The organism is Streptomyces sp. a15 (genome assembly GCF_059026085.1).
This window is the reverse complement of record NZ_JBWLKM010000011.1, coordinates 185,657-206,796: the sequence shown is the minus strand read 5'-3', so window position 1 is coordinate 206,796 and position 21,140 is coordinate 185,657. Positions and strand designations below refer to the sequence as shown.

Annotated in this window: 22 protein-coding genes and 2 pseudogenes; 14 read left to right on the top strand and 10 right to left on the bottom strand. The window is 71.7% G+C overall.

The features are described from left to right. Positions 1–9 precede the first annotated feature (9 nt). A complete protein-coding gene (locus tag AC5P09_RS15135) occupies positions 10–801 on the bottom strand; it encodes an RNA polymerase sigma factor SigF (protein ID WP_307672553.1) in 792 nt (263 codons plus the stop codon). 374 nt (positions 802–1,175) lie between these two features. Between AC5P09_RS15135 and AC5P09_RS15130 the strand changes: the two genes are divergently transcribed. From AC5P09_RS15130 to AC5P09_RS15115, 4 genes are all read left to right on the top strand, one after another. After that, positions 1,176–1,631, top strand: a complete 456-nt coding sequence (locus AC5P09_RS15130) for a MarR family winged helix-turn-helix transcriptional regulator (protein WP_493874387.1) — start codon at positions 1,176–1,178, stop codon at positions 1,629–1,631. After that, complete coding sequence (locus tag AC5P09_RS15125) at positions 1,628–2,467, top strand: ABC transporter ATP-binding protein (RefSeq protein ID WP_493874386.1); 840 nt, start codon at positions 1,628–1,630, stop codon at positions 2,465–2,467. Before AC5P09_RS15130 ends, AC5P09_RS15125 begins: the two co-directional genes overlap by 4 nt. Further along, positions 2,427–3,287 carry an ABC transporter permease gene (locus tag AC5P09_RS15120; protein ID WP_493874385.1) on the top strand — a complete coding sequence of 287 codons (861 nt, stop codon included), beginning with the start codon at positions 2,427–2,429 and terminating at the stop codon, positions 3,285–3,287. The genes AC5P09_RS15125 and AC5P09_RS15120 overlap by 41 nt, the downstream gene beginning before the upstream one ends. 190 nt (positions 3,288–3,477) lie before the next feature. After that, the gene (locus tag AC5P09_RS15115) at positions 3,478–3,993 is read left to right on the top strand and encodes a hypothetical protein (RefSeq protein WP_266446050.1); all 516 of its coding nucleotides are present in this window, start codon (positions 3,478–3,480) and stop codon (positions 3,991–3,993) included. A gap of 16 nt (positions 3,994–4,009) precedes the next feature. On the opposite strand, the gene hemC is transcribed toward AC5P09_RS15115, so the two are convergent. The 7 genes from hemC to AC5P09_RS15080 form a co-directional block, all read right to left on the bottom strand. Beyond that, complete coding sequence (gene hemC, locus AC5P09_RS15110) at positions 4,010–4,945, bottom strand: hydroxymethylbilane synthase (protein ID WP_345564685.1); 936 nt, start codon at positions 4,943–4,945, stop codon at positions 4,010–4,012. A gap of 199 nt (positions 4,946–5,144) precedes the next feature. Continuing rightward, positions 5,145–6,170 carry a questin oxidase family protein gene (locus AC5P09_RS15105; protein WP_493874384.1) on the bottom strand — a complete coding sequence of 342 codons (1,026 nt, stop codon included), beginning with the start codon at positions 6,168–6,170 and terminating at the stop codon, positions 5,145–5,147. A gap of 105 nt (positions 6,171–6,275) precedes the next feature. Continuing rightward, positions 6,276–7,052 carry an NPP1 family protein gene (locus AC5P09_RS15100; protein WP_493874383.1) on the bottom strand — a complete coding sequence of 259 codons (777 nt, stop codon included), beginning with the start codon at positions 7,050–7,052 and terminating at the stop codon, positions 6,276–6,278. Positions 7,053–7,221: 169 nt separating this feature from the next. After that, entirely contained in the window at positions 7,222–8,202 is a 981-nt protein-coding gene (locus tag AC5P09_RS15095) for an ATP-dependent DNA ligase (protein WP_493874382.1), read from the bottom strand. A gap of 77 nt (positions 8,203–8,279) precedes the next feature. Beyond that, positions 8,280–8,966, bottom strand: coding sequence for a response regulator transcription factor (locus AC5P09_RS15090; RefSeq protein ID WP_493874381.1), 687 nt, complete (start codon positions 8,964–8,966; stop codon positions 8,280–8,282). Then, entirely contained in the window at positions 8,963–10,174 is a 1,212-nt protein-coding gene (locus AC5P09_RS15085) for a sensor histidine kinase (protein ID WP_493874380.1), read from the bottom strand. The genes AC5P09_RS15090 and AC5P09_RS15085 overlap by 4 nt, the downstream gene beginning before the upstream one ends. 110 nt (positions 10,175–10,284) lie before the next feature. Then, on the bottom strand, positions 10,285–10,467 hold the full coding sequence (locus tag AC5P09_RS15080) for a hypothetical protein (RefSeq protein WP_493874379.1): 183 nt from the start codon (positions 10,465–10,467) through the stop codon (positions 10,285–10,287). A gap of 281 nt (positions 10,468–10,748) precedes the next feature. Here AC5P09_RS15080 and AC5P09_RS15075 point away from each other — a divergent pair, with 281 nt between their 5' ends. Next, a complete protein-coding gene (locus AC5P09_RS15075; RefSeq protein WP_493874378.1) occupies positions 10,749–10,919 on the top strand; it encodes a hypothetical protein in 171 nt (56 codons plus the stop codon). A 29-nt stretch (positions 10,920–10,948) separates the two neighbouring features. On the opposite strand, the gene AC5P09_RS15070 is transcribed toward AC5P09_RS15075, so the two are convergent. Then, positions 10,949–12,427: an MFS transporter gene (locus AC5P09_RS15070; protein WP_493874377.1), complete on the bottom strand. Its 1,479-nt coding sequence runs from the start codon at positions 12,425–12,427 to the stop codon at positions 10,949–10,951. A gap of 191 nt (positions 12,428–12,618) precedes the next feature. Here AC5P09_RS15070 and AC5P09_RS15065 point away from each other — a divergent pair, with 191 nt between their 5' ends. The 7 genes from AC5P09_RS15065 (at position 12,619) to AC5P09_RS15035 (ending at position 17,788) form a co-directional block, all read left to right on the top strand. Then, on the top strand, positions 12,619–13,269 hold the full coding sequence (locus AC5P09_RS15065) for a TetR/AcrR family transcriptional regulator (RefSeq protein WP_493874376.1): 651 nt from the start codon (positions 12,619–12,621) through the stop codon (positions 13,267–13,269). A 73-nt stretch (positions 13,270–13,342) separates the two neighbouring features. Next, a complete protein-coding gene (locus tag AC5P09_RS15060) occupies positions 13,343–14,065 on the top strand; it encodes a response regulator transcription factor (RefSeq protein ID WP_493874375.1) in 723 nt (240 codons plus the stop codon). A gap of 213 nt (positions 14,066–14,278) precedes the next feature. Then, positions 14,279–15,508: a cytochrome P450 gene (locus AC5P09_RS15055; RefSeq protein WP_493874374.1), complete on the top strand. Its 1,230-nt coding sequence runs from the start codon at positions 14,279–14,281 to the stop codon at positions 15,506–15,508. Between the two features lie 53 nt (positions 15,509–15,561). After that, positions 15,562–15,759 (top strand): ferredoxin, encoded by a 198-nt coding sequence (locus tag AC5P09_RS15050; protein WP_493874373.1) that lies wholly within the window; start codon positions 15,562–15,564, stop codon positions 15,757–15,759. Continuing rightward, the gene (locus tag AC5P09_RS15045; RefSeq protein ID WP_493874372.1) at positions 15,756–16,940 is read left to right on the top strand and encodes an NAD(P)/FAD-dependent oxidoreductase; all 1,185 of its coding nucleotides are present in this window, start codon (positions 15,756–15,758) and stop codon (positions 16,938–16,940) included. Before AC5P09_RS15050 ends, AC5P09_RS15045 begins: the two co-directional genes overlap by 4 nt. 18 nt (positions 16,941–16,958) lie before the next feature. Beyond that, positions 16,959–17,558, top strand: a complete 600-nt coding sequence (locus AC5P09_RS15040) for an SDR family NAD(P)-dependent oxidoreductase (RefSeq protein WP_493874371.1) — start codon at positions 16,959–16,961, stop codon at positions 17,556–17,558. Continuing rightward, positions 17,555–17,788: an SDR family oxidoreductase gene (locus tag AC5P09_RS15035; RefSeq protein ID WP_493874370.1), complete on the top strand. Its 234-nt coding sequence runs from the start codon at positions 17,555–17,557 to the stop codon at positions 17,786–17,788. The genes AC5P09_RS15040 and AC5P09_RS15035 overlap by 4 nt, the downstream gene beginning before the upstream one ends. A gap of 51 nt (positions 17,789–17,839) precedes the next feature. Here the strand turns inward: AC5P09_RS15035 and AC5P09_RS15030 are convergent. Beyond that, positions 17,840–18,903, bottom strand: a pseudogene (locus AC5P09_RS15030) (YncE family protein). A gap of 29 nt (positions 18,904–18,932) precedes the next feature. On the opposite strand from AC5P09_RS15030, the pseudogene AC5P09_RS15025 reads away from it, so the two are divergent. Beyond that, positions 18,933–20,005: pseudogene (locus AC5P09_RS15025) on the top strand (enterochelin esterase domain-containing protein); the annotation flags it as partial. 262 nt (positions 20,006–20,267) lie between these two features. Beyond that, positions 20,268–21,062 (top strand): SAM-dependent methyltransferase, encoded by a 795-nt coding sequence (locus tag AC5P09_RS15020; protein ID WP_493874369.1) that lies wholly within the window; start codon positions 20,268–20,270, stop codon positions 21,060–21,062. Positions 21,063–21,140: the final 78 nt, after the last annotated feature.

The window sequence follows — 21,140 nt, the reverse complement described above, 5'->3', positions numbered from 1 at the left end:
GGCGGCGGCTCACTTGGCCTCGGTGAGGATCTCCTCGCGCAGCCGGTCGAAGCAGCTGCTGAGCAGCCGGGAGACGTGCATCTGGGAAATGCCGAGCTGCTCGGCGATGTGGCTTTGGGTCATGCCCCGGAAGAACCGCAGATAGAGAATGGTCCGCTCGCGTTCGGGGAGCGCCTCCAGGCAGGGCCTGACGGCCACCCGGTCGACGACGATGTCGAACGCCGGGTCCGGGCCGCCGATCGCGTCACCCAGGGCGTACCCCTCGGTGCCGGGCATCTCGGCCTCCAGCGACAGCGCGGTGAAGCACTCCAGGGCCTCCGTCCCGGTGCGTGCCTCGTCCTCGGTCATGCGCGCGAACTCGGCGACCTCGGCGAGGGTCGGCGCCCGGCCCGGAGTCGTCTGGGACAGCTCCTTCGTGGCCTGACGCACCCGGTTGCGCAGGTCCTGGACACGGCGTGGCACGTGCAGCGTCCACATGTGGTCCCTGAAGTGCCGCTTGATCTCGCCGGTGACGGTCGGCACGGCGTACGCCTCGAAGGCGCAGCCCCGCGCGGGGTCGTAGTGGTCGACGGCCTTGACGAGGCCGAGGGCGGCGACCTGGTACAGGTCCTCCAGGGACTCGCCGCGCCCCCGGAAGCGGACGGCGATGCGCTCGGCCATCGGCAGCCAGGTCTCGACCAGCTCGTCGCGGAGCGCCTTGCGTGCCGGGCCGGCGGGCAGGCGCGCCAGCCGGGCGAAATCGGCGGCGGTGTCGGGGGCGTCGTCGTGCGGGTGCGGCTTCGTTCTGCCAGTGACAGGCATGGTGCGCGCCTCCCTCAGCAGGGTGCTGGCGGGGACAGAAACCGTGGGGGCGCGGGCTCGGACCAGGCGGAGGACACCGGGGCCGGAGGGCCGGCTCCCACGGACGTGCCTCCTGTCCGAAGCACTGAATTGCGCATTCCCGCGACGGGCGGCGCCGAAACAAATTCCGTGAATGCTTCCGTGAATACGATGACGGCCTGCGACCGTGTGATTCTGAAAGGTTGAAAATGCACCGGAAATAGTGCCTACAGGCAACGTTCCGAAATCTTTGGAATTCACTGAGTGATATCCGCTCCGGGGTGCTCGCCCGACTTGCGCAGCTCTTGACCAGCCTTTGGGAAAGTTACCTCTGCTACAGAGGTAACCTCCTCGGTGTGGAACCCGAGACCTTCCCCGAGGAACTGGCCGACGCGCTCGTCGGCGTCCAGCGGCTGATCCGGCGCCGGCTGCGCCGGGACATGCCCGATCCCCGGCTGCGCGGCGCCGAGGTGGAGCTGCTGCGCCTCGTCGTGGACCGGCCCGGCATCGGGATCTCGGACGCCGCCAAGGAGCTGTATCTGGCAGGCAACTCGGTCTCGACGCTGGTCAACCAGCTGTCCCGGCAGGGCTATCTGGTACGCGAGACGGACCCGGCCGACCGGCGGGCCGCGCGACTGCTGCCCACCCCCGCGGCCGAAGCCCGGCTGAGCGAGTGGCGCAGACGCCGCGCCGACCTCGTACGACGCCAGGTGGCCCGGCTGGACGCCGCCGACCGGGAAGCGCTGCACGCGGCGATCCCGGCCCTGCGCGAGCTCGCCGTCAATCTGCACGAGGAGGCCGAGGAGTCATGACGCGGGACGATCCAGGGGCCGTCGCCTGCACGGGGCTCACCTACTCCTTCGGTGAGACCAACGCGGTGGACGCGCTCGACCTGTCGGTGGCGCAGGGCGAGGTCTTCGGGCTGCTCGGGCCCAACGGCGCCGGGAAGACCACCGCCATCCGCTGCATCACCACTCTGCTGCCCGTCCCCGCCGGGATGGTCCAGATCTTCGGCCGCGACGCCGCCGAGGAGGCCATGGCCGTACGACGCCTGCTGGGCTATGTGCCGCAGCAGCTGTCCGCCGACGCGGGCCTGACCGGCCGGGAGAACATCGCCCTGTTCGCCCGGGTCTTCGACGTGCCCCGCCGCGAGCGCACCGAGCGCGTCGCACAGGCCCTGGCCGCCGTCGACCTCACCGAGGCCGCCGACCGGCTCGCCGGCACCTACTCCGGCGGCATGATCCGCCGCCTCGAACTCGCCCAGGCCCTGGTCAGCGCACCCCGGCTGCTGATCCTCGACGAACCGACCATCGGGCTCGATCCGATCGCCCGCACCGACGTGTGGGAGCACATCAACGCCGTGCGCGCCGCCACCGGCATGACGGTCCTGGTGACCACGCACTACATGGACGAGGCCGACCAGTACTGCGACCGGGTCGGCCTGATGCACCGCGGCCGCATCCGGGCCCTCGGCACCCCGGCCGAACTGCGACGGGGACTCGGTGAGCGCCGTGGCGCCAAGGCAACGGACCCGCTGCCCACCCTCGAGGACGTATTCCGTGACATGGCAGGCAGCGGTCTCGACGACCAGTCAGGAGAGTTCCGCGATGTCCGAAGCACCCGCCGCACCGCAAGGCGCGTCGGCTGACCGCGCCCGCGAGAGCGGCATCGGCCTGCTGCTGCGCCCGCCCGAGCCCCGCGCGGGCTGGCGGCTGCTGCCCACCCGGGTCGTGGCGATGTGCGCCGTCGAACTGCAGAAACTGCGCCACGACCGCACCGAGCTCTACACCCGCGCGGTCCAGCCCGCCCTGTGGCTGCTGATCTTCGGCCAGACCTTCACCCGCATCAAGGCGATCCCCACCCCCGGCGTCCCCTACATCGACTACCTCGCGCCCGGCATCATCGCCCAGTCCGCGATGTTCATCGCCATCTTCTACGGCATCCAGATCATCTGGGAGCGCGACGCCGGGGTCCTGAACAAGCTCCTGGTCACGCCCACCCCGCGCTCGGCGCTGATCACCGGCAAGGCCTTCGCGGCCGGCGTGAAGTCGCTGATCCAGGCCGTCGTCGTCATCGTCATCGCCGCCCTGCTCGGCGTGGCGCTGACCTGGAACCCGCTCAAGCTGCTCGGCGTCGCGGCGGCGGTGATCCTCGGGTCCGTCTTCTTCTCCTGCCTGTCGATGACCATCGCCGGCATCGTGCTCAGCCGCGACCGGCTGATGGGTATCGGCCAGGCGATCACCATGCCGCTGTTCTTCGGCTCCAACGCCCTCTACCCGCTGTCCGTCATGCCGGGCTGGCTCCAGACGGTCAGCAAGGTCAACCCGCTCAGCTATCAGGTCGACGCGCTGCGCGGCCTCCTCCTGGGCACGCCCGCACACCTGGCGCTCGACTTCGCGGTGCTGATCGTCGCCGCCGCGCTCGGCATCACCGCGGCCTCCTCGCTGGTGGGCCGTCTGGCCCGTTGACCACCCGTCCGGAAAGTGATGTGCGGCACGCGCGCGAATCCGGCCGTCCGGCCGGTCGGCGAATTGTTCCTGCGCACGGCTTGATCACCGATCAAGGGGACGAATTCGCTGGCCACAGCGCATTCTGCTCGTTTGACAGTGCGCTGAGCACACAGATAAGAAGCAGCTCTCTGAGGTCGAGAGGTGGATTGTGTACGAGCCGAATGTGGTCGGGGACTGGCAGGAGTACGACGAGCATGCCGGTCTGCGTGTCCGCGTCCACCGCCTGGAAGCGGCCGAGCCGCCGCGTGGGCGGGACGACGCCGCCGAAGGGCTGACGTATTTCCGGGTTCGCGTGACCGTCGAGAACCGCGGCAGCCGGCACGCCACCGTGCACCTGGAGGACGGCCAGATCGACGTGCGCATCGGCCCCGACGGGGAGAGCGCCTTCATCGACTGGCGCAACTCGCAGTTCATCGAGGGCTTCGATGTCTACCCGCTGCGCCGGGCGACCGCCGTGCTGTACGCGGCCGGTCCGGAGGCGTCCCTGAGCCAGGTGGATGTCCAGGTGCAGCTGCGGGCCGACGACGAGTGGGCCGAGCGCCGGCTGTGGGCGGGCGGCATCGGACTGAAGGAGGGAGCCGTCGGCACCGGCGCGGTGCGTGACGGCCTCGCCTGCCAGGTGAGCAACTTCCTGCGGGACCAGGCCGAAGAGGGCACCGCCTGACGCGGGCCCTCGCCGCTCAGTGCGGAATCCCGTCGATGATCTCGCGGGCGCCCTGACGCAGCAGCGCCACGGCGACCGAGGTGCCGAGCGTCGCCGGGTCGAGGCGGCCCGCCCACTCGTGGGCGTTCAGCCGCGTCTTGCCGTCCGGCGTGAACACACACGCCCGCAGGGACAGCTCGCCGCCGCGGTCCACGCGCGCGTACCCGGCGATCGGGCTGTTGCAGTGCCCCTGCAGGACGTGCAGGAACATGCGCTCGGCGGTCGCCTCGCGATGCGTGTCCGGATCGCCGAGCCCGCTGACCGCGTCGATGAGCTCGGTGTCGCCCTCCCGGCACTGCAGGGCGAGGATGCCCGCGCCGATCGGCGGCATCATCGTCTCGGGGGAGAGGACCTCGCTGATCACGTCCCGCCGGTCGATCCGCTCCAGTCCGGACACCGCGAGCAGCAGCGCGTCCGCCTCCCCGGCCGCCAGCTTCGCCAGCCGCCGGTTGGCGTTGCCGCGGAACGGCACGCACTCCAGCTCCGGGTGGGTGGCGGCCAGCTGCGCGACCCGGCGTACCGACGAGGTGCCGATCCGCGTGCCCGCCGGGAGCTCGTCCAGGGTGAGGCCGCCGGGGTGCACGAGGGCGTCGCGGATGTCGTCCCGCTTCAGGAACGCGGCGAACGTGGTGCCCGCCGGGAGCGGCCGGTCGGCAGGCACGTCCTTGACGCAGTGCACCGCGAGATCCGCCTCACCGGCCAGCAGCGCGGCATCCACCTCCTTGGTGAACGCCCCCTTGCCCTCGACCTGGGACAGATCCCCCATCCACTTGTCACCGGTCGTCTTCACCGGCACGACCGCGGTGCGCACCCCGGGATACAGGGCCGCCAACTCGGCGCGGACACGCTCCACTTGGGCGAGCGCCATGGGCGAGTCGCGGGAGACGATACGGATCAGTTCGGGCACCGACATGTGGCCACGATAGACCCTCCCGGCTCTCTCTCCGTGCCGTACCGCCCGACTCATGCACGCCCCGCGGGCTGTCGCGCCTCGGCGACCACCGCATCCGTCAGGAGCCCGCCGACGCCGAGACCGCGGCAGCCGGGCGCAGGTCGCGCAGCAGCAGCGGCGGCCGGATCCGCGCGCGTCCACGGCGTTGTCCGGCCGCCGTTCAGGACAGCGGCGCGCTGAGTTCGACCGAGCGGAGCGCGGCGGCGAACGCCCGTTCGTCGCCGACGTCCAGTGCCGTGTCGGTGAGCTTGATGACATGCTCGTCACCGTGGGCGAGGGCCCGCTCCAGGACCTCCTCGGCCGTCAGTCGGGCGGGCGGCGCGTACGCGACCGGTTCCGCGGGCGCGTACATCGCGGTCACCGCCGCCGATGCCGTCCAGGCCGCGCGCAGACTCGCCACCCACATCTCACGGGGCAGCGAACCCAGGGCGCGCAGCACGGCGTTGGGGGCCGTCGCCGCGTGCACGAGCATGGTCTCCTCGCCGTGGCCGTGGGTGGCGTAGCGGTGCGTCGCGGCACGGACGAGTTCGGCGAGCCGTTCCCCGGCCGTGTCCGGGTCGGTCACGTCGTCCGCCCAGCCGGGCAGCCGGCGTACGGCGGCGAGCCGGGCCGGGAATCCGCCCTCGGCCGAGTCGATCGCGGGCACGGCGTCGAGCGACCGCGCGGCGGAGGGCGCACCGGGCAGCGGGGTGATGCCGGAGGCCGGGTGGTGGCGGGCCGCCCAGTAGCCCAGGCCGTGGGCGAGTTCGGTGCGGCGGGGCGTGTTCTCCTCGGCCTGGAGGGCACGCACGGCGTGGCCGACGCGGATGACCGGGTGCGTGGAGCCGCCGTAGATGCCGGGCAGCAGGCGCGGCCACCACACGGCGAGGACGTCCTTCCACGGGTGTTCGGCGAGCGCGTGCGTGAAGTAGGCGATCCAGTCGGCGGCCCGGCGTGGATCGCCGAGCGCCGAGGGCCAGTTGTCGTCGATGACGGGGGCCACCCGGTCGGGGAAGGCCTCCAGCTTTCCGCGGTAGAGGTCCAGCCAGCGGTGCACGGCGCCGGCCTGCCCGTGCGTGGCGAGCGCCTCGACGACCATGGGGGCGTGGTTGGTGAGCCGGCCCAGGCGCTCCGGGCCCGAGGTGTGCAGGCGCTCCAGCGCTTCTTCGAGCCGCCCGCTTGTGTCGCTTGTGTCGCTCGTGTTCATGCGCTGGACGCTATGCCGCGCGATGCCGCGTGTGGATCGGGCGCGGGACGTAGGCCGCGGGTGCCGCGGGTCCTACGTCCCGGGCCCGAACCGTGGTGCGCGGGCTCAGGCAGCCGGGTCGAAGGCGATCCCCGACGGCTTGGCCGACGACAGGTGGGCGGTGAAGTTGCCGTCCTTGAGGCCGAAGTTGGCGCTGCCGAAGTCGTACGCGCTCAACTTGTCGCGCACGCCCGTCGGGTAGCCGTTCCAGCCGACCAGGGGCGGGTACTGCCAGGTGCCCTTGTGGTTCTCCGGCGGCTCGTCATTGGAGTTCGCCAGCCGGAAGCAGTGCGTGCTGACGCCGTCCTTGTGGTAGACGATCTTGGCGTGCGTGCCGTCGAAGCGGACCCCGGACGCCGCGGTCACCGTGAACGAACCGTGGTTGGAGGTCGAGACGTACTGGACCTGGTTGTTCTGCACCCACACCACGACGTGCTCGAAGTCGTGGCGGTGGCCGCCGAGGCTGCTGCCGGCGACGGCCTGGTCCTTCTCGAAGTACAGGCCGTACATGTAGGCGCACCAGCCGTTGTTGCACTTGTAGCGCGAGTAGCTGTTGGTGTTGTCGAGGTCCGAGGCGTCGCGGCAGTTGCCGTTGAGGGCGCCGGTCGGGTTGAGCCCGCCGTTGACCGTGCCGTCGGGGCCGATGGCGGGAGTGGGGTAGCAGCCGTCCGTGTCGTAGTCGAAGGCCGGCTGGAACGTCTTCTCGGCGGCTTCGGCGTTGCCGGGCAACGCCGTCGGCGGGGCCGCGAAGGCGGCGGTGGGGAAGGCGATGACGAGAGCGGCGGCACCGCCCAGGACGGTGGTCCATCTCCTGCGGTGTGCCTTGAACGACGGTGACGACACTGCGTCCTCCTCTGGTCCGGGCGCAGCCCAACGGCTGTGGGGGGTTAGGGCAGTTCAGCTTGGCCGCTTTTCATGTCCGCGCCAAGATGGCGCGGGCGACTCTCTGGTAACGGCCGCCCCAACAGTCGGGTTCTGACGAGGTGTCAGATGAACTGTTCAGGTGAGGTGTTCAGATGAGGTCGTCCGGCAGATCGGCCGCCGACTCCTCGGGCGCGAGGTCCGGCCGCAGCCGCAGCCAGGACGGCTGGCGCAGCATCCCGGCCCGGGTACGCGTGCTGTAGCGGACCTCGCCGACCAGCCGTGGCAGCACCCAGTGCGCACCCGGCACCCGCGGCACCGGGTCGAAGGGGCACACGTCCGTCGCGGCGGTCCGCAGCAGCGCGGCGAGTTGCTCCCGCTCCGCCTCGCTCCAGCCGGTGCCCACACCGCCGACGTACCGCAGTCGCCCGGCGGCACGCTGGCCGACCAGGACGGCACCGGGCAGGCCGGTGAGCCGTCCCTTGCCGGGCAGCCAGCCGCCCACGACGACGTCCTCGCTGCGCATGTTGCGGATCTTGATCCAGGCACGGGAGCGGACACCCGGCTCGTACGCCGAGTCCAGCCGCTTGCAGACCAGACCCTCCAGACCGTGCCCAAGGGTGGCCCGCAGCGCCTGTTCGCCGTGGCCGACGAGCGCGGCCGGAGTCGACCAGTGGGGACCGGCCAGACCCAGCTCCTCCAGCAGAGTGCGCCGCCGGGCGTAGCGGAGAGCGACGAGGGAGCGCCCTGCCAGGTGCATCACGTCGAACAGCACGAGATGGACGGGGACCTCCGCCGCCCGGCGCGCCGCCCTGCCGGGTGCCTGCACCAGCCCCATCCGGGACTGGAGCAACTGGAAGTCGCCGCGGCCCTCTTCGTCCAGCGCCAGGACCTCCCCGTCCAGCACGGCCGGGGTGGTGCCGAGCGCGTGGCCCAGCGGCAGCAGCTCGGGGTAGGCGACGGTGACGACCTCCCCGGACCGGGCGCGCAGCACCACGCTGCCGTCCCCGGCGAGATAGACCACCACCCGCTGGCCGTCCTGCTTGGTCTCGTACGCCCACCGCGCGTCCTGCGCGGCGGGCGGCAGGGTGCCGGGCGTGGCGAGCATGGGAGGGATCAGCGGGAGGCTCACGGGTCAGTTGTCGACCGGCCCGCCCACCGCCACGCGCCCTCCGGGCGGGTTTCCCCTGAACGGGCGTCGCCCCCGGCTCAGCGGTCGGTGGTCGGCGGCAGGGCCTGCACCAGGCCCGACTGGTAGGCCATCACGACGAGTTGGGCGCGGTCGCGGGCACCCAGCTTGGTCATCGCACGGTGCACATGGGTGCGTACGGTCAGCGGGCTGACGAAGAGCTTCCCGGCGATCTCCTCGTTGGAGTGCCCCTCCGCCACCCACGCCATCACCTCGCGCTCACGGGTGGTCAGGGCGCCGAGGTCCTCGGACGCCGCCAGCCGGATCCCGAGCCCCGGAGCGGCCAGGAAACGGCTGATCACGGTGCGGGTGGCGCCGGGGGAGAGGAGGGAGTCACCGGCGGCCACCGTCCGGACGCCGTCGAGCAGTGCCTCTGCGGTGACGTCCTTGCCGAGGAAGCCGCTCGCCCCGGCCCGCAGCGCCTGCGCCACATACTCGTCGATCTCGAACGTGGTGAGGATCAGCACCCGGGTACCGGCCAGGTCCGGGTCCGAGCAGACCACGGAGGTGGCGGTCAGGCCGTCGGTGCCGGGCATGCGGATGTCCATCAGGACGACGTCGGGGCGGTGGATCCGGGCGAGGTCGACCGCCTCGGCGCCGTCGGTGGCCTCGGCGACCACCTCCATGTCCTCACAGGAGTCGATCAGGATGCGGAAGGTGGCCCGCAGCAGGGCCTGGTCGTCGGCGAGCAGCACACGGATGGTCATGGGGTCCGTTCTTGGTGGTGCGGAGCGGTGGGGTGCAGGGGGAGGCGGGTGGTGACCTCGAAGCCGCCGCCCTGCCGGTGGCCGGCCTGGAGGGCGCCGCCGACCGCACGGGCGCGTTCGCGCATGCCGATCAGGCCGAAGCCGTGGCCGGGCTCGGGTGCTCCGGCGGTGGCCCGGCCGGTGCCGTCGTCGGTGACGGTGATCGTGAGCTGGTCCTCGCCGTAGCACAGTCGTACCCGGGCCGCCTCGGCCGAGGCGTGCTTGGCGACGTTGGTCAGCGCCTCCTGCACGATCCGGTACGCCGTCAGGTCCACGCCGGGCGACAAGGGCCTGGGCCTGCCCTCGGTGCTGACGTGGACGGCGAGACCGGCGGACCCGAACCCGTCCGTCAGCTCGGCGAGTTGGCCGAGTCCCGGGCTGGGTGCCAGCGGTGCGTGGGGGTCGTCCGCCTGGCGCAGCAGACTCACGGTGGCCTTCATCTCGCGCAGCGCCGAGGACGTCGTACCGGTGAGGTCGGTGAGGATCCGCCGGGCCTGCGCGGGATGCGTGTGCGACAGGTGCGCCGCGGTTCCCGCCTGCGCGTTGGCCAGCGCCAGATGGTGCGCCACCACGTCGTGCAGCTCACGGGCGATCCGCATGCGTTCCTCGGCGACCCGGTGCCGCGCCTCCTCCTCCCGGCTGCGCTCGGCGTACTCGGCGCGGGCCTGCACGGCCTCCAGGTAGGCGCCGCGCAGCCGGGTCGCGTTGCCGGCCGCGACCGGGAGCAGGAGGCAGGCGGCGGGGCTGAGCGTGTCGAGCTGCCAGGGATGGTCGAGGGGGTCGAGGAACAGGGCCGCCGCCACCAGCAGGGCGAGGGCCGCCAGAAAGGAGAGGCGTGCCGTCCTGCGGTCGGAGGCGACGGCCAGCCGGTAGAGCGCCAGCATGAGCGGGCCCAGCAGCAGCGGCGTGAGCAGATGGCCGAGCGTGGCGGCACCGGCCGCGCCCAGCGCGGTCACGGCGACGGCGGCGCGGGGGAGGCTGTGCTGCCAGAGCAGCGCGGACGCGGAGACGGCCGCCAGGGCGATCGTGGCCCCCATGGCGTCCGGCCGTCGGGTGCCCGGCACGCTGATCTCGCTGCCGAACAGGAAGGCGGCGAACAGCAGCGCGGCCGTCATCGTGTCGACCGTACGGACGTGGTCGTCGGCGTAGCGCTGCAGAGGGAAGCTCATCGGGTTCTCCGGTCGGTGTCCTGGAGACATGGTGGGCGATGCCGGCGGCAACGACGGGCGAGGGTCGCCCGTGCCCTGTGACACGGACGACCCTCTCGGGGAGGGAGGCGTCAGGCGAGAGAGGCCTCCCGTTCGACCGGGTGCGTGGGAGCCGAGACGGTCGGCGTGAGGATCGCGCCCCCGCTCGGGCCGGCCCCGACGGCGACACCGGCCGGCACCACGACCCACAGCGGGACGGCGGGCAGGCGTCGGCGGAAGGCCGCTCGGCCCGGTCGACACAGAAGTACGGCCATGGAACGGAGGTCTCCCCGGCTGGTCTCGGCCACCTCCACAGCCTTCCGGTACCGGGCCGCCGTGTCGTCGTTCGTCTGCCGACAACCGGGCTACTGAGAACGCAGTACGGGCGGCCTGCGCATCATCCTCGGGCAGGAGGGCACGGCCGGTGGTGCAGAGGGCTACACCACCGGTCCGGTAGCGCACTCCATCGAGTCGGGCGGCATGCGACGGAATCGTGGACGGCGCAAGGTCACGCGATACCCACCGAGCGCGTTCACCGCCCGGAAGGAAACCCCCGATGAAGCCGATGCTGTCGTCCAGGCCCGTGCTCTGGTTCCTGTTCCTGTTCAACCTCGCGGTCGCCGCCGCTCCCTTCGTCGTCGACGGCGACCAGGGCGTCATGACCAGCGTCGGCATGGGCGTCGTCTCGCTCGGCGCGGGCGTGAGCCTGCTGCGCACCCGGGGATAGCCCACCCGGCCGGGATCAGTCGCGCGCCCTCACTTCACCGAGGGCGCGCCCGCCGCCGGCTCCGCGGACGCGGGCGCCGACACGGCCGTGACCTCGGGCCGCCGGCCGGGGATGAACGAGGCGATCGCGAAGGCGAGGAGCGCGGCGCCCGCGCCGATGGCCATGACGGTCTTGAAGCCGCTCTCGGACGGCAGGGCGTAGCCGCCGAGGCTGATGGTCATCTGCGAGAGGATGACGCCCGCGATGGCGCTCGCCACCGACGTACCGATGGACCGCATCAGGGTGTTGAGGCTGTTCGCCGCGGCCGTCTCGCTCGCGGGCACCGCGCCCATGATCAGGGCGGGCATCGAGCCGTACGTGAAGCCGATACCGGCACCGATCACGCAGGAGACCATCACCAGGTGCCACACCTCGGACATCAGCACGATGTTCAGGCCGTACCCGCACGCCACGATCACCGCACCGATCATCAGCGTCACCTTCGGCCCCTTGGCCTTGGACACCGCGGCGGAGACCGGGGCGGTCGCCATCATCACCAGCCCGGAGGGAGCCATCACCAGGCCGGCGGTCAGGGACCTGCCCAGGCCGTAGCCGGTCTGCTCGGGCAGCTGGAGCAGCTGCGGCAGCACCAGGGACATCGCGAACATGGAGAAGCCGATCGCGATCGAGGCGAGGTTCGTCACCAGCACCTGACGGCGGGCCGTGGTGCGCAGATCCACCAGCGGCTGCGGGGTGCGCAGTTCGAAGACGCCCCAGGCGAGCAGTACGAGCACCGAGGCGGCGAACAGGCCGAGCGTGGTGCCGCTGGTCCAGCCCCAGTCGGCGCCCTTGGAGATCGCCAGCAGCAGGCACACCAGGCCCGTCGCCATGCCGAGGGCGCCGACCAGGTCGAAGCGGCCGCCGGTGCGCACCTTCGACTCCGGTACGAACGACACGACGAGGGCGAAGGCGATCACGCCCATCGCGGCGGAGGCCCAGAACAGCACATGCCAGTCGAAGTTGTCGGCGATCAGCGCGGCCGTGGGCAGACCCAGGGCGCCGCCCACCCCGAGGGAGGCACTCATCAGCGCCGTCGACCCGGCCAGCCGCTCGGCGGGCAGCTCGTCCCGCATGATGCTGATGCCCAGCGGCACGACACCGGAGGCCAGCCCCTGCAGCGCCCGGCCGACGATCATCGGCACCAGGGCGTCGCTGAGCGCGCAGACCACCGAGCCGGTCACCAGCAGCACGATGCTGACCAGCAGCATCCGGCGCTTGCCGAACATGTCCCCGAGCCGGCCGACCACCGGGGTGGCGACCGCCGCGGCCAGCAGGGTCGCGGTGACCGCCCAGGCGGTGTCGGAGGCGGGGGCGTCCAGGAGCCGGGGCAGGTCCGGCACGATCGGGATGACCAGGGTCTGCATCAGCGAGACGACGATTCCGGCGAAGGCCAGCACCGCCACCACGGCGTTCGACCTTGGCGGGGCGTCGCTGCCCGCGTCGGCGGGTCTGGCGAGGGCGTCGGACATGCGGAGCCTCCGTAGGCATCGTGAAAGGTCTCGGCAAGAAATAAGTCAGCCGCTTGACTTACTTTAAGGGCTCCGCTTGCCTGCGTAGGCTTCGGTCCTGGAACCGCTGCTCAGGCGGTGGACCCGCGGCGGCTCGAGGGACTGGTCACCGCGGTGACGCGGGAAGTCCCGGTGCGGAGGTGAGGGTGGTCATGGCGGGCGGGACGGTACGGGCCGAACAGGTCGGCGCGACACGGGAGCTGATCCTGAGCGCGGCGGAGCGGCTGTTCGCCGAGCGGGGTGTGTACGCGGTGTCCAACCGTCAGGTCAGTGAGGCCGCCGGTCAGGGCAACAACGCGGCGGTCGGCTACCACTTCGGCACCAAGGCCGACCTGGTGCGGGCGATCATCCGCAAGCACGCGGCGCCCGTCGAGGAGATCCGCACCCGGCTGCTGGCCGCGACCGGCGACTCCACGGACGTACGCGACTGGGTGGGCTGTCTGGTGCGCCCGGTTCCCGAGCACCTCGGGGCGCTCGGCAGCCCCACCTGGTACGCCCGGTTCTGCGCCCAGGTGATGACCGACCCGGCGCTCCGGCCGATCATGGTGGAGGAGTCCCTGTCCTCGCCGTCCCTGCGGCAGATCCTCGACGGGCTCGAGCGGTGTCTGCCCGAGCTGCCGGCCGAGGTCCGCGCCGAACGCGGGGACATGGTCCGTCATCTGATCCTGCACATGTCCGCCGAACGGGAGCGGGCCCTCGCCGAGGGTGCCCGCACGCCCCGGTCCAACTGGCACGACGCCGCCACCGGCCTCGTCGACGCGGTCGTCGGCATGTGGCTGGCGCCGGTCACGTCGGGTTCCTGACCGCTGCGGGGCCTTGCTGTGAACTGGCCTGAAATTAATTGAGTCAGGCAAGCAGGGCGGTAGGGTGAGGCGCATGTACGGCAGCACCCGTGAGAAGCCGGCGCTCGCCCGCGGGGCCGGTCAGCACCTCTTGGTCGTCGTCGGTGAGCCGGACGTCGCCGAACTGCTCTCCACCACCCTGGAACTGGCGGGATACCGGATCAGCCTGGCCGACACCGGAACCGAGGCGCTGGCCAGGCTCGGCGAGGGACGGTACGACCTCGTGGTCCTCGACGCCGGTCTGCCGGACGTGGAAAGCATCGGCCGGGACCGTCCGGTCCTGGCCCATCGCCCGCCGGTGCTCCTGCTGACCGCGTACGACGCCCTGGACCGGCTGATTCCCGAACTGGGCCTCGGTGAGCGGGACTACGTCACCAAGCCCTTCCGTATGCCGGAGGTCCTGGCCCGTGTCCAGGTCCTGCTGCGGGGTGTGCGGCCGGGCCGGCCGCGGGACGGCGCGCTCGGCTATCGCGACCTGGTGCTGGACGACACGCTGTGCGAGGCGCGCCGCGGTACGCGGACGGTCGACCTCACGCCCGCCGAGTACCGCCTGCTGCGCCATCTCCTGGTCAACGCGCACCGGGTGCTGTCCAAGGAGCAGATCGGCCGGTACGTCTGGGGCGACCATCGCGGTGACAACGCCATCGAGCAGCTTGTCTCCCGGCTGCGGCGCAAGGTGGATCGTGAGGCTCCCGTGCTGATTCACACGCGCCGGGGGTTCGGCTACTGGCTGGGGCGTGCCGACGCCGAGGCCTGAGGCCGCCACGCGGCGAGAATCTCTACAACTCCCTTATTTCGTAAGGGAGTTGCATGGCTCGTGTGCGATGTGATCTGGGTCACGTCAGCCTTCTGTCAGGAGACTGGCGGGAAGGCGTCAGCCCCCTCTGTTTGCATGTGCTCATCGATGTCCTCGACCACTTCACCCCGGCGCTCCGCCCGTCGAACGGAGCCCCCCACACCGAGGAGAGCCATGGCCGACACCCTGACCGGCCCCGCGCCCGAAACGGCCGCACCCGTCCCCGAGTTCCCGATGGCGAGGGCGGCGGGCTGCCCCTTCGACCCGCCCCCGGCCCTCCAGGCCCAGCAGGACGAGGGCCGGCTCGTCAAGGTCCGTCTATGGGACGGCAGCACGCCCTGGCTGGTCACCCGCTACGAGGATCAGCGCGCCCTGCTCCTCGACCCCCGGGTCAGCGCCGACATCACCAGACCCGGATATCCGCTCCAGGCCCCCAGCAACGGCAAGAACAACATCAGCTTCATCCTCATGGACGACCCGGAGCACGCCCGCCTGCGCCGCATGGTGACGGCCCCGTTCGCGGTGAAACGCGTCGAGGCGCTGCGGCCCGGCGTGCAGAAGATCGTGGACGACCTCATCGACGACATGCTCACCGTCGGCGGCCCCGTCGACCTGGTGCAGGCGTTCGCCCTGCCGGTGCCCTCGCTGGTCATCTGCCGGCTGCTCGGAGTGCCGTACGAGGACCACGACTTCTTCCAGGAGAACAGCAAGACCCTCATCACGCGGGACGCGGCCATGGAGGACCGGATGGCCGCCCACGGCAGGCTGCTCGGCTACCTGGACGAGCTGATGGGCGAGAAGATGGCCCATCCCGGTGACGACCTGCTCTCCGGGCTCGTGGGGAGGGTCGAGTCGGGTGAGCTGTCCCGGCAGGACGTCGCCCAGATGGGTGTGCTGCTGCTTCTGGCCGGTCACGAGACCACCGCCAACATGATCGCCCTCGGCACGCTCGCGCTCCTCGAACACCCCGACCAGTTCGCCCTGTTGCGCGACACCGACGACCCCAAGCTCATCGGGTCGGCAGTGGAGGAACTGCTGCGCTACCTGAGCATCGTGCACGGCGGACGGCGTCGGGCGGTCCTGGAGGACATCGAGATCGCCGGACAGGTGATCCGGGCCGGCGAGGGCGTCATCATGCCCAACGACATCGCCAACCGCGACCCGGAGGCCTTCGCCGACCCGGACCGGCTGGACATCACCCGCGACGCCCGCCGTCACGTCGCCTTCGGCTTCGGCGTCCACCAGTGCCTCGGCCAGCCGCTCGCCCGCATGGAGCTCCAGGTCGTCTACAGCACCCTCTACCGCCGCATCCCGACCCTGCGCCTGGCGGCCGAGGTCGACGGACTGCCCTTCAAGCACGACGGCTCGGTCTACGGCGTCTACGAACTGCCCGTCACCTGGTGAAACCACCGCCGACCGTCACCCCCCCACAGAAAAAAACGAACGAGGTACCGATCATGCGAGTGGAACTGGACGAGCCCAAGTGCGTCGCGTCGGGGCAGTGCGTGATGGCCGCCCCTGAGGTCTTCGACCAGCGGGACGAGGACGGCATCGCCTTCCTGCTGGACGAGAAACCCCAGGCGGACTCCCTCGACGACGTGCGCGAGGCCGTGGCGATCTGTCCGGCCGCCGCCATCCGACTGGTCGAGCAGTGAGGCGGATCGTCGTCGTCGGCGCCTCGGCCGCCGGGCTCGCGGCGGTCGAGACGCTGCGCCGCGAGGGCTACGACGGCACGCTCACCCTCGTCGGCGACGAACCGTGGATGCCGTACGACCGCCCGCCGCTGTCCAAGCAACTGCTGGCCGCGGAGTGGGAGCCGGACCGGCTGGCCCTGCGCACCCCGGACGACCTGGCCGGGCTCGGCCTCGACCTGCGGCTGGGTGTGGCCGCGACCGGCCTCGAACTCGCCGACCGGACGGTGCGGTTGGCCGACGGCAGTGACGTGCCGTACGACGGGCTGATCGTGGCCACCGGCGTCCGGCCGCGCCGGCTGCCCGGCGAGGGCGCGCACGTACTGCGCACCCTCGACGACGCCCTGATGCTGCGGGAACGGCTCACGCCGGGGCGGCGTCTGGTCGTCGTGGGTGCCGGTTTCCTCGGCGCGGAGGCCGCCGCCGTGGCCTGGCGCCTGGGCGCCCACGTCACCCTCCTCGAACCCGCCCCCGTGCCGTTGGCCCACGCCGTCGGCACGGAGGTCGGCCAGGTGCTGTCCCGGGCCCACGTGGACCGGGGCGTGGACCTGCGCTGCGGTGTCACCGTCACCGAGGTGACCGAGGACGGCGTACGGCTCGCGGACGGCGAGGTGATCGACGCCGACGAGGTGCTCGTCGCCGTCGGTTCGCTGCCCAACACCGAGTGGCTCGACGGCAGCGGACTGGCCATGGGCGACGGCGTGGTGTGCGACGAGTTCTGCGAGGCCGCGCGCAACGTGTACGCGGCCGGTGACGTCGCCCGCTGGTACAACCCGCTGTTCGGCACCTCGATGCGGATCGAGCACCGCACCAACGCCGCCGAACAGGGCATGGCCGCCGCCCGCAACCTCCTCAACCCCCAGGCGCGCAAGCCGTTCGCGCCGGTGCCGTACTTCTGGTCCGACCAGTACGACATGAAGGTCCAGGCGTACGGCTTCCTGCGGGGCCACGACGAGGTGGCCGTGGTGGACGGAGACCTGGCCGAGCGCCGGTTCGTCGTCGTGTACCGCACCGGGGACCGGGTGAGCGGCGCCCTCGCGGTCGGCATGCCGCCCAAGGCGATGCGGCTGTGGCGGCAGGCGATCGCCGCGGGCGCGGCCTGGAGCGAGACCGTGAGAACGGAGGTCCCGGCAACCGGGGCCTGACAACAAGGAGGTTGTCCCATGGTGGGTCTTCCGTACGACGTACGCCGCGAGGTGGTGGTCGTCACCGGGGCCGGAGGCATCGGAACGGCGGTCGCGCGCCGGCTCGGCAGCGGCCGCACCCTCTTCCTCGCCGACGCCTCGCGCGGCCAACTCGACCGGAGCGTCGCCACCTTGCGCGCCGAAGGGTACGAGGCGCAGGGCATGGTGATCGATGTGTGCGACCGCGCGTCGGTACGGAAGCTCGCCGAGACCGCCGCCGGTGAAGGGCCGCTGGCGGCCGTCGTGCACACCGCGGGCGTCTGCGCCGCGATCGCCTCCGCGCGGACCAACTTCGAGGTCAACATGGTCGGCACCGCCCATGTGATCGACTGCTTCGAGGCCGTCGCCACCCGGGGCACGTCCCTGGTGTGCATCGCGGGCGTCGCCGGCCACTACGCCACCCTGTCCGAGGAGGACGAGTCCGCCCTGGCGACGACACCGGCCGAGGAACTCCTCGACCTGGACGTCGTCGCCGCGGCCGGGGACGACGCCGTGCCCGCGTACATCGTCTCCAACCGGGCCGTCCAGGTACGGGTCCAGGCCGCCGCGCTCGCCTGGAACCTCGCGGCGCCCGGGTGAACTCGGTCAGCCCGGGCGCCGTCGTCACGGCGATGACGACGGCCGAGGCCGACTCGGTGTACGGGGAGCACCTGCGGAAGATGCTCGACGACTGCGGTGCCGGCCGCGCCGCGACCCCCGCGGAGATCGCCGACGTGGTGGCGTTCCTCGCGGGGCCGGAGGCGCGGTACGTCACGGGCACCGACCTGGTGGTCGACGGAGGCCAGAGCGCCTGGGTACGTCGGCACTGAAGGCCTCAGGGGGATGCCGGCGACCGGCGGGCCTTCGGCATCCCACCCCGGTCAGCGGCCGATACGGATCCGCGTCACCTGGTCCTCGCCGGCCGTGCCGGCGCCGGACTTGTCGACCACGTAGGCGGTGCCGTCCACCGACTCCACATGGTTCGGGTTGGCGCCGGTGGGGACGGTCTCCTCGACCGTGCCCGTGCGCGGGTCGACGACGGTGACATTGGCGGCCGTGCGGTTGACGATCAGGACGTCTCCGGAGCGGTCGTCCGCGGCCACGGACAGGGCGCCCGCACCGGTCGCCACCGACCTGGTGACGGTGCCGGTGCGCAGGTCCACCACGGACATCGTGCCGGCCGTCTGGTCGGCGGTGTACGCGGTGCGGCCGTTCTTGGAGAGGGCGACCGCGATCGCGCCGTCGCCGGCCGGGACGAACCGGGGTGTCTCGGAGCCGGGCGAGACCTCGATGATCCGGTCGTTGGACAGGTCGGCGGCGTAGACCGTGCCGGTGCGCTCGTTGACGGCGAGGCCCGCCGGTCCCGCGCCCTCGATGGTGATCCGCTCCTTCTCCTTGAAGGTACGGCTGTCGTACGCGACGAGCGTGCCGTCGCCGAAGCCGCTCGCCCACACCGTGTTGTGCTTCTCGTCCACGCGGACGTCGCGGGCGTGGTTCACGCCCGGCAGCGTGGCGAGGTGCTCGCCGGTGCGCTGGCTGTAGACGGCGACGGTGTTGTTGCGGGTGTTCGTCGTCCACACGGTGTTGTGCTCGTCGTCGACGGCGACACCGTAGACGGCCTCCACGGCGCCGGTGGTCGTGTCGGTGACCGGCGGGGTGTACGTGGCCTCCACCTGGAGCGTGTCCGGGTCGACCTTGAGCAGGCTGGAGGTGGTGACCGGCGGCCGGCCCACGGAGACGCTGACCCAGAGCGCGTCGTTCCGCTCCGAGTACGCCGACTGGTACAGCCCTCTGACCAGCGCGCAGTGGTGACGGTGGAGGCGGTGGTAGCGGTCGGCGCGGCCGACGCGGTGGCGGTGAGCGCCAGGGTGCTGCCCGCGGTGAGTGCCACGGCGACGGCGGCGCTCAGTGCGGCGCGGCGACGGTTGCGGGTGGGTGTGGTCATGGTGAGTCCAACTCCCGGGTTGAGTAAGGGTGGGTAGGATCACGGAGCCGGCCTGCGAGCTGCCCGCGCCGGAGGGCGTCGAGAGGTTCTGGGCCGAGGTGCGCCGACGCCGCTCGTCGCCCCCGACCCGCACGGCAGCCCCGACCACCTGGCCGTGACGTTCCTGTGGCACGGCACCCCCGCCACCCGTGCCGTCCAGGTCCTGCCCAGCAAGCTGGGCGACCCGCGCGATCCCGAGGGCAACCTGATGGAGCACGTCCCCGGCACGGACGTATGGCACTGGACGCTCCGCCTGCGCCACGACTGGCGCGGTACCTACGACGTGTACGTCGACGAGGGCGACGGCCCCGCGGCCCCGGGAACCCCCGAGTACTGGCAGTGGCTGCGCACCCGTCGGCGCACCGACCCGCTCAACAGCCGGTCCCTGCCCCACCGTTGGGAGCGCACCCCCGTCTCGTACGCCGAACTCCCGGCCACCGCACCGGCGGTGGACTGGGAGCCGAGGCCCGGTGCGGCCCGCGGAACCGTCACCGAACACAATGTCGCGAGCGGATACCTCGGCGGCAGTCGGCGCGTCTGGCTGTACCAACCGCCGGTCGGTCCGAGGGAGTCGGCGAAGCTTCCGGTCCTCGTCATGTTCGACGGTGAGCGCTGGCAGCCACGGCTCGGTCTCTCGCACCTCCTCGACAACCTGATCGCCGACGGCCGCATCCCGCCCGTCGCCGCCGTCCTGCCGGAGGCCGTGGACGAGGCCACCCGGTGGACGGAGCTCGCCTGCCGCCCCGAGTACGTCTCCTTCCTGGCGGACGAGTTGCTGCCGTGGGCCGCCGCGCGCCTGCCGCTCACCGACGACCCGGCGGACACCGTGGTCGCCGGACAGAGTCTCGGCGGGCTCACCGCGGCCTACGCCGCCGTCGCGGCACCGCACCGCTTCGGCGGTGTCCTCGTCCAGTCGGGCTCGTTCTGGTGGCCAGTAGGCCCGGACGCGGAGTGGCTCACCCGGGCGATCGCCGGTATGCCCCGGCTGCCCGTGCGCTTCCGGCTCTCCTTCGGCACACAGGAATGGGTAGCCCTGCCCGCGGCCCGCCGACTGGACCGAACGTCCTGCCGGCCGCGTGGATGGGCGCCCTGCTGGTGTCCGCGGCCGATCTGCTCACCCAGCGCGTCACCGGCTCCGCCCTGCTGCCGGTCGGCGTGGTCACGGGCGTGGGCGGCGGCGCGTATCTGGCGTGGCTGCTGCGGGCGGAGCGCAAGGCGGACCGGGTGTAGGGAACGTCTCGTGGGCGGTGTTCCCTCCGGCGCTTGACGGACCCGCCTCCCAGGCGGTGGGGTGGCAGCACACCAGATCAACTCGGGGAGTTTCCATGCCACTTGACGTCCCGCTCATCGACAGCAGCGTGCCGCACTCCGCCCGGATCTGGAACTACTGGCTGGGCGGCAAGGACTGCTACGAGATCGACCGGCAGGTCGGCGACCAGATCGTCGCGGCCAATGGGCAGATCCTCGACATCGCCCGGGCTCAGCGGGCGTTCCTGGTGCGCACGGTGGAGCACCTCGTCCGCGAGGCCGGCATACGCCAGTTCCTGGACGTCGGCACCGGACTGCCCACCGCCGACAACACCCATGAGGTGGCGCAGCGGATCGCCCCCGAGACCCGGATCGTCTACGTCGACAACGACCCCATCGTGCTGGCCCACGCCGAGGCCCTGCTCACCAGCGCGCCCGAGGGCGCGACGGCCTACATCGACGCCGACCTCCGGGACCCGCAGACGATCCTGCGGCGGGCCGCGGAGACGCTGGACTTCGCCGAGCCGATCGCGCTCGTGCTGCTGGGGATCACGGCCCACATCGTCGACGACGCCGCGTACGACGTCGTGGGCCGCCTGGTGGACGCACTGCCGTCCGGGAGCCACCTCGTGCTCTGCGACGACACCGAGGTCATCGATCCGGAGGCGATGCGCACCATGATCGAGCAGTGGAACGAGGCGGGAGACAACCCGCGGGTCAACCGCAGCCCGGAGCAGCTCGCCCGCTTCTTCGACGGTCTGGAGCTGCTCGAACCGGGTGTGGTCTCGGTCACCCGCTGGCGCCCGGGACCGGCAGCCGGAACCGACATTCCGGAGGTCGACGACTTCGGCGGTGTCGGCCGCAAGCCGTGAGACGTAGTACAGGTGCAGTACTCATCCGAAACTCAGGCAGTAAATTACTTGAGTTACGCAACAAGATGATAAAGTGGA

Coding starts and splice junctions, on each gene's coding strand:
- AC5P09_RS15120 (WP_493874385.1), top strand. CDS start 2,427: ATGTCCGAAGCACCCGCCGCACCGCAAGGCGCGTCGGCTGACCGCGCC.
- AC5P09_RS15055 (WP_493874374.1), top strand. CDS start 14,279: ATGGCCGACACCCTGACCGGCCCCGCGCCCGAAACGGCCGCACCCGTC.
- AC5P09_RS15135 (WP_307672553.1), bottom strand. CDS start 801: ATGCCTGTCACTGGCAGAACGAAGCCGCACCCGCACGACGACGCCCCC.
- AC5P09_RS15065 (WP_493874376.1), top strand. CDS start 12,619: ATGGCGGGCGGGACGGTACGGGCCGAACAGGTCGGCGCGACACGGGAG.
- AC5P09_RS15090 (WP_493874381.1), bottom strand. CDS start 8,966: ATGACCATCCGTGTGCTGCTCGCCGACGACCAGGCCCTGCTGCGGGCC.
- AC5P09_RS15075 (WP_493874378.1), top strand. CDS start 10,749: ATGAAGCCGATGCTGTCGTCCAGGCCCGTGCTCTGGTTCCTGTTCCTG.
- AC5P09_RS15040 (WP_493874371.1), top strand. CDS start 16,959: ATGGTGGGTCTTCCGTACGACGTACGCCGCGAGGTGGTGGTCGTCACC.
- AC5P09_RS15085 (WP_493874380.1), bottom strand. CDS start 10,174: ATGAGCTTCCCTCTGCAGCGCTACGCCGACGACCACGTCCGTACGGTC.
- AC5P09_RS15125 (WP_493874386.1), top strand. CDS start 1,628: ATGACGCGGGACGATCCAGGGGCCGTCGCCTGCACGGGGCTCACCTAC.
- AC5P09_RS15020 (WP_493874369.1), top strand. CDS start 20,268: ATGCCACTTGACGTCCCGCTCATCGACAGCAGCGTGCCGCACTCCGCC.
- AC5P09_RS15050 (WP_493874373.1), top strand. CDS start 15,562: ATGCGAGTGGAACTGGACGAGCCCAAGTGCGTCGCGTCGGGGCAGTGC.
- AC5P09_RS15080 (WP_493874379.1), bottom strand. CDS start 10,467: ATGGCCGTACTTCTGTGTCGACCGGGCCGAGCGGCCTTCCGCCGACGC.
- hemC (WP_345564685.1), bottom strand. CDS start 4,945: ATGTCGGTGCCCGAACTGATCCGTATCGTCTCCCGCGACTCGCCCATG.
- AC5P09_RS15070 (WP_493874377.1), bottom strand. CDS start 12,427: ATGTCCGACGCCCTCGCCAGACCCGCCGACGCGGGCAGCGACGCCCCG.
- AC5P09_RS15105 (WP_493874384.1), bottom strand. CDS start 6,170: ATGAACACGAGCGACACAAGCGACACAAGCGGGCGGCTCGAAGAAGCG.
- AC5P09_RS15060 (WP_493874375.1), top strand. CDS start 13,343: ATGTACGGCAGCACCCGTGAGAAGCCGGCGCTCGCCCGCGGGGCCGGT.